Annotated in this window: 11 protein-coding genes and 1 tRNA gene (1 of these 12 only partly in view); 5 read left to right on the top strand and 7 right to left on the bottom strand. The window is 64.2% G+C overall.

Annotation, left to right across the window (positions count from 1 at the left end):
* The 3 genes from ACW177_RS03660 to cpdR form a co-directional block, all read right to left on the bottom strand.
* Nucleotides 1-1,063: the 5' portion of an alpha-N-arabinofuranosidase gene (locus ACW177_RS03660; protein ID WP_492027297.1), read on the bottom strand. It extends 467 nt beyond the left edge of the window; the window shows 1,063 of its 1,530 coding nt (coding positions 1-1,063); its start codon is at nt 1,061-1,063; its stop codon lies off the left edge, out of view.
* Between the two features lie 160 nt (nt 1,064-1,223).
* Nucleotides 1,224-1,298: transfer RNA gene (locus tag ACW177_RS03655), tRNA-Val, on the bottom strand.
* Nucleotides 1,299-1,446: 148 nt separating this feature from the next.
* Nucleotides 1,447-1,803 carry a cell cycle two-component system response regulator CpdR gene (gene cpdR, locus ACW177_RS03650; protein ID WP_492027296.1) on the bottom strand — a complete coding sequence of 119 codons (357 nt, stop codon included), beginning with the start codon at nt 1,801-1,803 and terminating at the stop codon, nt 1,447-1,449.
* Between the two features lie 109 nt (nt 1,804-1,912).
* Here cpdR and ACW177_RS03645 point away from each other — a divergent pair, with 109 nt between their 5' ends.
* The gene (locus tag ACW177_RS03645) at nt 1,913-2,743 is read left to right on the top strand and encodes an N-formylglutamate amidohydrolase (protein ID WP_492027295.1); all 831 of its coding nucleotides are present in this window, start codon (nt 1,913-1,915) and stop codon (nt 2,741-2,743) included.
* Between the two features lie 265 nt (nt 2,744-3,008).
* On the opposite strand, the gene ACW177_RS03640 is transcribed toward ACW177_RS03645, so the two are convergent.
* Complete coding sequence (locus ACW177_RS03640) at nt 3,009-3,692, bottom strand: DUF599 domain-containing protein (RefSeq protein ID WP_492027294.1); 684 nt, start codon at nt 3,690-3,692, stop codon at nt 3,009-3,011.
* 124 nt (nt 3,693-3,816) lie between these two features.
* Here ACW177_RS03640 and ppa point away from each other — a divergent pair, with 124 nt between their 5' ends.
* Nucleotides 3,817-4,365, top strand: coding sequence for an inorganic diphosphatase (gene ppa, locus ACW177_RS03635; protein WP_271165281.1), 549 nt, complete (start codon nt 3,817-3,819; stop codon nt 4,363-4,365).
* Between the two features lie 70 nt (nt 4,366-4,435).
* Here the strand turns inward: ppa and arsH are convergent, their stop codons facing one another.
* Genes arsH through ACW177_RS03620 form a run of 3 tightly spaced genes read right to left on the bottom strand, consistent with a single transcriptional unit; the run spans nt 4,436 to nt 5,945 of the window.
* Nucleotides 4,436-5,179: an arsenical resistance protein ArsH gene (gene arsH / locus ACW177_RS03630; protein ID WP_492027293.1), complete on the bottom strand. Its 744-nt coding sequence runs from the start codon at nt 5,177-5,179 to the stop codon at nt 4,436-4,438.
* The gene (arsC, locus tag ACW177_RS03625; RefSeq protein WP_492027292.1) at nt 5,176-5,601 is read right to left on the bottom strand and encodes an arsenate reductase (glutaredoxin); all 426 of its coding nucleotides are present in this window, start codon (nt 5,599-5,601) and stop codon (nt 5,176-5,178) included. Before arsC ends, arsH begins: the two co-directional genes overlap by 4 nt.
* Before the next feature lie 8 nt (nt 5,602-5,609).
* Complete coding sequence (locus ACW177_RS03620) at nt 5,610-5,945, bottom strand: ArsR/SmtB family transcription factor (RefSeq protein WP_492027291.1); 336 nt, start codon at nt 5,943-5,945, stop codon at nt 5,610-5,612.
* A gap of 79 nt (nt 5,946-6,024) precedes the next feature.
* Between ACW177_RS03620 and ACW177_RS03615 the strand changes: the two genes are divergently transcribed.
* From ACW177_RS03615 to ACW177_RS03605, 3 genes are all read left to right on the top strand, one after another.
* The gene (locus ACW177_RS03615) at nt 6,025-7,308 is read left to right on the top strand and encodes an arsenic transporter (protein WP_492027290.1); all 1,284 of its coding nucleotides are present in this window, start codon (nt 6,025-6,027) and stop codon (nt 7,306-7,308) included.
* Nucleotides 7,309-7,629: 321 nt separating this feature from the next.
* Entirely contained in the window at nt 7,630-8,715 is a 1,086-nt protein-coding gene (locus ACW177_RS03610; RefSeq protein WP_492027289.1) for a DUF3800 domain-containing protein, read from the top strand.
* Nucleotides 8,708-10,384, top strand: a complete 1,677-nt coding sequence (locus ACW177_RS03605; protein WP_492027288.1) for a hypothetical protein — start codon at nt 8,708-8,710, stop codon at nt 10,382-10,384. The genes ACW177_RS03610 and ACW177_RS03605 overlap by 8 nt, the downstream gene beginning before the upstream one ends.
* The last annotated feature ends 52 nt before the right edge of the window (nt 10,385-10,436 follow it).

The raw sequence follows: 10,436 nt of genomic DNA, 5'->3' as shown, positions 1-10,436 counted from the left end.
GGCGATGGAAGATATTGAAGTTGACCGCGGCAAGCAGGGCGTCGCGCAGACTGTTCTGCTGCTGCAGCCAGCCATCGGGCGACCCCGGAGTCGGATCGTACCAGGCGCCCCATTCATCGACAGCCAGTATCTTGGCGCCCGCAGGATCGGTCTGGTCCATGACGGCGTCATGTTCGCGCAGCATCTCGGCTATGCGATAGGTCTGCTCGAAAGTCGCCCGCCACTGGGCCTCGTCAAAGCCCAGGGCCGGACCCTTGGTCGTCCAGTCTCCGGTCGGCAAGGTGTAGTAGTGCAGGGACAGGGCGTCGATATCCTCGCCCGCCGCGCTCATCAGGGTGCGCGTCCAGTCGTAGTCGGCCGCGGCCGGCCCGGCGGCGACCACGACGGTCTTGTCCGATTTGACGAAGCCCACATACTGGCGGAACAGATCGGCGTAATAGGCGGACCGCATCCGGCCGCCGCATCCCCAGGGCTCGTTGCCGACGCCCAGATAGTCGATCTTCCACGGCTGGTCGCGGCCGTTGGCGCGACGCTCCTGCGCCAGGCGCGAGCCGCTCGGCGAAGTGATGTATTCGATCCAGTCTGACGCCTCGGCCGGCGTACCCGTGCCAACATTGATGCTGAGATAGGTCTTGGCCCCGATCAGTTCGGCGAACTCGAAGAACTCGTGCGTGCCGAAGCCGTTGTTCTCTTCCTTGTCGCCCCACCAGCGGTTCAGGGTGACGGGGCGCTGCTCGCGCGGGCCGACGCCGTTGCGCCAATGATAGATGTCGGCGTAGCAGCCGCCCGGCCACCGCACCACGGGCACGTCCAGCGCCTTCAACGCGGCGACCACGTCGTTGCGAAACCCGTGCGTGTTGGGAATAGCGGAGTCGGGCCCCACCCAGACGCCCTCATCGATGCCGGTCCCCAGTTGCTCCATGAACTGACCATAGACCTCGGGCGCAATGACCGCCCCCGGCTGATCCAGTTGCAGCCGCCCCGTGGTCTGAGCCTGAACGGCGCCCGCTAAGGTGCAGGTCAAGGCGGCCAGAACGGCCGTCGCAGTTCTTATCAGTCTCATCTCGCGTCTCCCCCAAGCGCTTTAGCGTCCTTTGTGAGAGGCGCAGCAAAGGGGTTCAAGCCGTTTCAGCGAATCCGGCACTGAGAGACCTGGGGCGAATAGACACGGCGCGCGATCAGACGGGCGCAAGATCGACGCTAATCAATGTCTTGGGAAGGAATGGTGGACGCGACAGGGATTGAACCTGTGACCCCCTCGATGTCAACGAGGTGCTCTCCCGCTGAGCTACGCATCCGCCGTAGGGCTCCGGGAAATGTCTCCGGAGCGGGAAGAGCGGTCGTATAGCGGCACGCCCGGACGGCATCAAGCCGATTTCACGGCCAGAATGAGATTTTTGGCCGAACGACGTTAATCCCGCCGCTCAGCCGCTCTCAGATCCCGCTTCAGGCCGCCACCATCCGTTCGACCTCATTGACCAGGTCGCGCAGGTGCACGGGCTTGGACAGGACCTTGGCCTGGGGCGAGGCCTGGGCGGCGGTCAGGGCGACGGCGGCGAAGCCGGTGATGAACATGATGCGCAGGCCCGGTTGACGGGCGGCGGCGACGCGGGCCACCTCGATCCCGTCCGCGCCGGGCATGACGATGTCGGTCAGCAACAGGTCGTAGGGGCCGTGTTCAAGGGCGTCGATGGCGTCGTCCCCGTTCTCGCAATCGACGACCTGATGCCCCGCCCGTTCCAGCGCCCGGGTCAGGAAACCGCGAAGCGAACTGTCGTCTTCGGCCAAAAGTATGCGCGCCATTCGAGAAGTGCCCGTTGAAACAGGGACGCAGCCTAGGCCGCCAAGCGTAAACCGGCGATGAAATTCCGCGCCAGGCCGCCTTCCTTCCACAACGAAACGCGCTATGCGGATGGCTATGACGACGGACGGGGCCAGTTTCGCGATCACTCTGCCGCCCGAGGCGGCGCCGCAGACGGCCCTGGTCTTCGCTTCGCCCCACTCGGGTCAGACCTATCCGGACGACATGGGCGCCGTCGCCGGCCTGCCGCGTTCCAGCCTGAAGAGTGCGGAAGACGCCCTGGTCGGAACCCTGGTCCAGGCCGGTCCAGGCCACGGCGCGCCCTTGATCGAGGCGAGGATCGGCCGGGCCTATCTGGATCTGAACCGCGACCCCGCAGAACTGGATCCCGGCCTGATCGACCAGGTCGAGGGTCCGGTCGGGGCCAAGACCCTGGCCGGATACGGCCTGATTCCCCGCCTGACCGGCGACGGCCTGCCCCTGTACGACCGCCGTCTGTCACGCGCAGAGGCCGAGGCGCGGATTTGCACCGCCTACATCCCTTATCATGAGGCCCTGGCGGACCTGATGGATCGAACGCACGCCCGCGCGGGCCGGGCGGTGCTGATCGACTGGCATTCGATGCCGGCGCGCGCGGTGGGGGCGGAAGTGGTGCTGGGCGATCGGCATGGGACGTCGTGCCAGACGCGGTTGACGCGGCGGCTGCGTGACCTGTTCGAGGGACTGGGTTGGCGGGTGGCGCTGAACCATCCCTATGCCGGCGGCTGGTCCACCCAGATGTGGGGCCGGCCCGACGACGGCTATGAGGCGGTCCAGATCGAACTGAGCCGCAAACTCTATCTGGACGAGGCGACCCAGACCCCCAACGCCGCCCATGGCGCGACGGCCAAGGCGCTGAACCGCATCATCGCCGCCCTGTGCGCCGAGCGCTGGGCTGACTGATCCCGCGCTGACTGATCAACGACAAGTCAAAAAAAAGCCGCGCCCGGAGGCGCGGCATATAAAGTCTATAGGGAGGAAACGCCCAGGAAGGGCAAGACGCCCGGAGGCGTCGAAGGTCAATCTAGGTTGCGATGCACAATCGGTCAAGCGCCGACAGCGGTTTTCAGGTCACGGGTTGTTACGCAATTACGGCGCCTTTTGCCGCAATTCGCCGTTTTGGCGACGACAGGGATCGCCGCGCCCTCCCGCAACTGCAAAATGACCGTCATTCACCCAGCAGACGACGCGCCGTGCGGATCGCGCGGGCGGCGGGCGAGGCCTCCTGGCGATAGATCAGCAGGCCGAAGGACGAGGCCACGCCCAGGGCCAGCCACAGCGGCCCGAACAGCCAGGCCGCCGCCGCCAGGGCGAAATAATAGCCGCGCACACCCTGGCTGAACGCACTCAGCGCCGGGTTCAGCAGTTCGGCCGCCGCCTCGCCGAAGGCCTTGCGGTCGGTCTTGTGGTGCAGTTCGGGGGCCGAGCCGATCAGGGCCAGGGTGTAGTTCATCTGGCGCAGGGCCCAGATGAAATCGAGGAAGCCGCGCGTCAGGCAGATCAGCACCAGGGCCAGCTTGGCCTCCAGGATTTGAATCGGCACGTTCTCGGCCCCGACGGCGGCGAAGCCTTCCAGCTTGCTCTCGCCGCCGAACAATATGCCCCCCACCGCCGCGATCAGCAGCAGATTGGTCGAGGCGAAGAAGGAGGCGGAGTTGATCGAATGGCCCATCAGCTGGCTGTCGACCAGGCGAACCTCCCGGTGGGTCATCGACGCCATCCACACCCGACGGACATGGCTCATGTCATCGTTCAGCGAACCACCGTGGCGGCCGACAAACTTCAGGATCGGCGCATAGCCGAGCCAGCAGATAAAGAAGAGCGCCAGCGCGGCCCAATCAATCCAGGTCATGGCGCGAAATGAACCCAGTCCGGGGCGGGGCGCAAGGGCGTCGACTCACGTCGCGCTTGCCCCGACCGCGCGCGCGGCCTATCACCCATCGCCCAATATTCGCAGTCGCAGCAAAAGACCCGCCATGAACCTCGACGCCATTCCGGTCGGCCCGAACGCCCCCTGGGACATCAACGTCATCATCGAGATCCCCCAAGGGGGCCTGCCCGTGAAGTATGAGATGGACAAGGCCTCGGGCGCCCTGTTCGTCGACCGCTTCCTGCACACCGCCATGTACTATCCCGGCAACTATGGCTTCATCCCGCACACCCTGTCGGATGACGGCGATCCTTGCGACGTGATCGTGCTGAACCCGACGCCGGTCGTGCCGGGCTGCGTCATCCGCTCGCGCCCCATCGGCGTTCTGAAGATGGTGGACGAGGCCGGCGGCGACGAGAAGATCCTGGCCGTGCCGGTCGACAAGCTGAACCCCTATTACACCGAGATCGCCAGCTATCGTCAGTTGCCGGCCATCCTGATCGAGCAGATCGAACACTTCTTCACCCGCTACAAGGATCTGGAGAAGGGCAAGTCGGTCACGGTCAAGGGCTGGGGCGACGCCGGCGAGGCCGCCGAGCTGATCCAGGCCGGCATGAAGGCCCACCAGGACAAGCTGGCCGCCAAGAAGGCCTGATCAGGCGCACATCGCCAAAACCATCAAGGCGTCCTCCGATCCGGGGGACGCCTTTTTGCTGGGCGGGATGTCAGGGGCGTGCGGCGATGGCGGACAGGTCGGTCGAGGGATCGAGCGGAATCCCGGCCGCCTTGCGTTCGGAATACCGGTCCACCAGCTGGGCGGCGTGGGGGCGGGTCAGGATCGTGAACCGGACCAGCTCCTCCATCACATCGACGATCCGATCATAATAGGCCGACGGCTTCATCCGGTCGTTGTCGTCGAACTCCATGAAGGCCTTGGCGACGCTGGACTGGTTGGGGATGGTGATCATCCGCATCCAGCGGCCGAGCAGACGCAGGGTGTTGACCGCGTTGAAGCTCTGCGAGCCGCCCGACACCTGCATCACCGCCAGGGTGCGGCCCTGGGTCGGACGCATTCCCCCCATGCTCAGCGGCAGGTGGTCGATCTGAAGCTTCATGATCCCCGAGATCTGGCCGTGCCGTTCCGGGCTGCACCAGACCATGGCTTCGGACCACAGAGCGTGCTCGCGCAGCGCGTGGACGGCGGGATGGTCGTCGCCTGCGACCTGATCGGTCAGGGGCAGGTCGGACGGATCGAAGATGCGGGTCTCGCACCCCATCCGCCGCAGCAGCCGCGCCGCCTCCTCCACGCACAGCCGCGAGTACGACCGCGCGCGCAGAGAACCGTACAGCAGCAGGACGCGCGGCGCCGGCTCATCCGGCCCCAGCCCTGCCGCCGGCGCAGCGCCAAGATAGGCCGGATCGAGCGCCGGCAGATGGTCGGGGTCAGGCAGGAGGCGAAGGCGGCTCATCCGGCCACCCGGCGACCGTCAGCGTCGATCACCACCTCGCCGTCCTCCTTGGTGAAGGGCTTCAGCCCCGCCTCGGGCAGCAGGTCCAGCACCGCCTCGGACGGCCGGCATAGTTTCACGCCGCGCGGCGAGACGACGATGGGCCGGTTCATCAGGACCGGATGGGCCTCGATCGCATCCAGCAACTGATCGTCCGACAGGCCGGGCTCGCCCAGGCCCAGCTCGGCAAAGGGCGTGCCCTTCTCGCGCAGGATGTCGCGCACCGATCCGCCCATCCGCTCGACCATCTGCGCCACCAGGGCCCGGCTGGGCGGGGTTTTCAGATATTCGACCACATGGGGCTCGATCCCGACATGGCGGATCAGGGCCAGGGTGTTGCGAGACGTCCCGCAGGCGGGATTATGATAGATGACGACGTCCATAGGGGGCCTCAGTCGCAGCAGGGGGCCAGTTCGGCCAGCAGGGGTTGGCAAAGTTCGGCGCGGCCCTGGCAACAGTCCTTCAGCAGGAACAGCACCAGCTCGCGCAGCCGATCCAGGTCGGCGCGATAGACGATCGACCGGCTGCGTCTTTGCGACCGGATCAGCCCCGCCCGCGACAGCACGCCCAGATGGGCCGACATCGTATTGGCCGGCACCGCCAGCCGATCCGCCACCGCGCCGGCGGCCAGACCGTCCGGCTCGCTCCGAACCAGCAGCCGAAAGGCGTCCAGCCGTGTAGACTGGGCCAGGGCCGCAAGCGCGAGGATGGCGGGTTCGGATTCCATTATTCCAAGATACTGGAAATATAACCCGGCGCAAGCTACAGGATCGCGGCGGACGCCGGTCCGCGCTACGGACCCACCCATGATCGTCGCCCTTCTGATCTTCGCCGTCACCATCGTCCTGGTGCTGTGGCAGCCCAGGGGATTGCAGATCGGCTGGAGCGCCCTGGGCGGGGCGGCGGCGGCCCTGTTGCTGGGGGTGGTGGCCCTGAACGACATCCCCGTGGTCTGGGGCATTGTCTGGAATGCGACGGCGGCCTTCGTGGCCATCATCGTCATCAGCCTGCTGCTGGACGAGGCCGGCTTCTTCGAATGGGCGGCCCTTCATGTCGGTCGCTGGGGCGCAGGGCACGGGCGGCGGCTGTTCGTCCTCGTGGTCCTTCTGGGCGCGGCCGTCTCGGCCCTGTTCGCCAATGACGGGGCGGCCCTGATCCTGACGCCCATCGTCATCGCCATGCTGCTGGCGCTCGGCTACGGACCCAAGGCGACCCTGGCCTTCGTCATGGCGGCGGGATTCATCGCCGACACGGCCAGCCTGCCGCTGGTGGTGTCCAACCTGGTCAATATCGTCTCGGCCGACTTCTTCGACATCGGCTTTGATCGCTATGCGGCGGTCATGGTCCCGGTGAACCTAGCCGCCGTCGCCGCCACCCTGGTCGTCCTGTTCGCGGTCTTCGGGCGCGACATCCCCAGGGCCTATGAGGTCGAACGCCTGGCGGCGCCGCACGCCGCGATCAAGGACCGCGCCACCTTCATCGCCGGCTGGGTCGTGCTGGCCCTGTTGCTGGTCGGCTTCTTCGTGCTTGAGCCCCGGGGCGTCCCCGTCTCCGCCATCGCCGCCGCCGGCGCCGTCGTGCTGCTGATCGTCGCCGGGCGCGGGTCGAAGATCAGCACCACCAAGGTGTTGCGGGAGGCGCCGTGGCAGGTCGTGATCTTCTCACTGGGTATGTATCTGGTGGTCTATGGACTGGGGAACGCCGGCCTGACGCGCCATCTGGCCCAGCTGATGGACGGGTTCGCCCAAGGCGGCGTCTGGGGCGCGACCTTCGGAACCGGCTTCCTGACCGCCGTCCTGTCGTCCATCGCCAACAACCTGCCCACGGTCCTGATCGCGGCCCTGTCCATCGACGCCTCGTCGGCGACAGGCCCGGTGCGAGAGGCCATGATCTACGCCAATGTCATCGGCAGCGACCTGGGCCCCAAGATGACCCCCATCGGCTCGCTGGCCACCCTGTTATGGCTGCACGTCCTGGCCCGAAAGGGCGTCCGCATCGGCTGGGTCTATTATATCAAGATCGGCCTGATCCTGACCCTCCCCGTCCTCGCCGTCACCCTGACCGCCCTGGCTTTGCGGCTGACGGTGTAGGCCACAACGACAGCCGCCGCCGCCCAACCACCGCCCGTCTCCTCCCCCTCCGGGGGAGGTGGCGCGGCGCTTCTTCAGCACCGTGACGGAGGGGGTGCGTCCGCACGACCGGCGCCTGTGCTCGAGCGGGCCGCACGCAGACCCGTGGTGACCATGCCCAGCTTCGCCCGATTGTCCGCCCGTGACTCATCACGGACCTCGGGAAGGTCCGCCTGTGCGTCAATCGAGGGCAATGCGGCCGTACTTGTTAAGCCACCCTACACTGTGAGCGATCTGCGTTCTCCGCGTGGCGGCGGCCCGACGTAATTGCTAAGATGCGGTATGACCGAAATTTATTTCGATGAGTCCGGATATACTGGCCGAAATCTACTCGACCCGGTTCAGCCGCAGTTCGTTATCGCCTCCTGCCGCATCACCGAAGCGGACGCTGCGGCCATCCTGAAAGACGCCTTCCCACGGTTCAAAGGGGAAGAGCTCAAATTCGGCGAAGTGTGGAAGCGTAACAGGAACGCGCTCGTGCCCCTCTGCGAGGTTCTGGGGCGCCGGGCCGAGGATTTCTACGTCTGGCATGTCGATAAGAAATTCTGCGTCCTGCAGAAGATGATCGACTTTCTGATCGAGCCCGTCGCCTACGACGCCGGCTACGATTTTTATGCCAACGCCCATGCCTACAAATACTCAAACTACATCTACACTGGGCTCGCGATCATCGGATCGTCGGCACTCTACGACGCTACAGTCACTGCCTACCTCGCCTTCGCACGCGAGCCCAGCCAAGAGGCGCTGGAACTGCTCCGGTTCAAGCTTGAGCTGTTCGCGAACAGCGCACCCGAAAAAATACGATTCTTCTTCCAGACCGCGCTCGTCGGCATCGACCGTTTCCACGATCACAGCAACATCGAGACCTTTGGCGATACGCTAGAGATATACCTCACCTCCATGCTGAACGCCGTGTCCTACTGGTCCGCGCAGGCGACGGATGAACTCGACCTGTTTCACGACCAGTCGAGCAGCTTCTTCGCGCGTAAGGAAATGTGGGACGCGCTGATGTCCAAGGAGATCGAAGAGCAGTGGCATCCAGTCGCCAACGGTCCGCCGGTCAGATTCCCACTGCCTGTTCGCTCGACGAACTCACTGGACTCCAAGGCCAGCGCGGGGGTGCAATTGTGTGATCTGATTGCGGGGCTGAGCACCAAGATTTTTTCCCGACCGGACGATGGACAAGAAACGATCGAGGCGATTCTCCGATCCGGCTTCTCGGAAGTGACGGTGAACGGGATTGAACCCGGAACAGCCTTCCCGGAGGGTGGTCCCGAGCGTCGTGTCGGTCTCGATCCCGTCGACCGGATGGTACGCATGCTGCACCCCGATGTAGCGATCCCGACGCTGGGAGGTCGTGATGGTTAAGTTGGATAGGGAAGAGCTCGAACTCCTGAAGGATCGCCTCGCGTCGGTGAACGACGATTACGACGTCGATCCAACCTTCAACGCCTGCATCAACGCGCACGGCATGTACGAAACGATGCGGTTCGTGCTCCGTCTGAGCCCGCGCAATCACCAGCTCATGGACGAGATCGAGGCCAACGCGTATGAGGCCAGTTCGGTGCCGCCGGAGGCCTTGCAGGCCTATTCCACCTACATCCACGAAACCGTGCACTGGTGGCAGCACGTCGGCTCGACCTCCGGTCTGCTCTTCAGCTTAAGTTACCTCGCCCAAGCGCATTCAAGCATGGATGAGCTCAGGGACGTTCTCCAAACCATTGGCGCGAAAAAGCCTCTCAGGGGCTACACGGACAAAGTCCTTCTAGCGGAGGGCCATGAAGCGCAAGCCAAACTCGCAAAGGCCAATATTGCCGTAAACAACGCGGTCGATGTGGAATTCTACAAGGCCTACGCTTACGCGCCGCGCGAGAACATCAGGTGGATGATCGAAGACAACCACTTCGAGTCAGTCGGGCACGGGTACTTCATCGTTTACGGGCAACTCGTTGGGATGGTGGCTGGCGCAATCGATCCGGACTTTGCGATCCTCCCGAAAATAGCTGCATGGGACGATGAGATCCGGCGGCTCGGGATTATCAAGCACGAGGGCTTTTTCTGGGGATCGGAGGTTCGTCTTCCGGCGACCGGCCTGCGCGCGATCTTTGAGGGACAGGCGCGATTCATCCAGCTTCAGTTTCTGAGCAATACTCAGCAGCAGCCGATGACCTGCGAGCGATTGCGGGAGATGGGATATTTCAGCGGAATCTATGTCGAGGCGTTCGACTGGTTCCTCAAACTCTCGGAGACTGACTGGCCCGAGACAATGGATGATCCCGTAATCGGGCTCTTCCTTCTTATATGCGACATCGCGATCAACCCGACGCGCGGGTTCCCGATCGATATCGAGAGCTTCGAAGACCTCATTGTCGATGTCGATGCAGGGGCGAGATTTACGCGGCTCTGCCTTGCGGTCCGAGAGCATCCCGAGCTCCGAACGGCCATCCGCAACTACTCGCGCGAAGAATATGTCGCGGCCGCGAAAAAGCTGACCGAAGCCACCGGCTACGATCATCCTCTGGCGGGTCTGCAAACTGTCGTGGACTGGATCGATAAGGCTCCCGGTCTCGCCGGCCTGATGGAGGAACACGCCAGCTTCGAGTTCAACCAGATGAACCTGCCGATCCGGGTGTTCCTTTCGCACTTCGTCGCCTTCTGTCGCGACAAGCTCAACCATCCCGAGTTCTTCTGCTGGCCTGGAGCGCACATGGCGGGCGGACGGAACAAGAGTGGCGTGAAGGAACTCTGGCTTCGCCATCTCTCCCTCTTTAGCGATCGAGGCGACAAGGAAGGCGTTTATCCCCGTCGGTGGCCCAATCGTTCGGACGAAGCCGTCAAACAGACGTTCAACCGCTTCTACGGGACGATGGCTCTGTATGACCTAACGAGACAATGGCTGCTGAAAAGCGGGCCGTTCGTCTGCGACTTCAGATGGATTTCCGAGAACTACGACCAATCCCATGCCGACGCGTGGGGCAACGATACGTTCAAGCAAATCTACGGAGTGACGCTGGACGATTTCGAGATCATTGAATGAACCAGCACACCCCCATGGACGTGAGTGTCTCGTTCCCGCTCATCACCAATGT

Source organism: Brevundimonas sp. AVps23W (genome assembly GCF_058681395.1).
The sequence above is the reverse complement of the archived record's forward strand: the minus strand, read 5'-3'. Positions and strand labels throughout refer to the sequence as shown.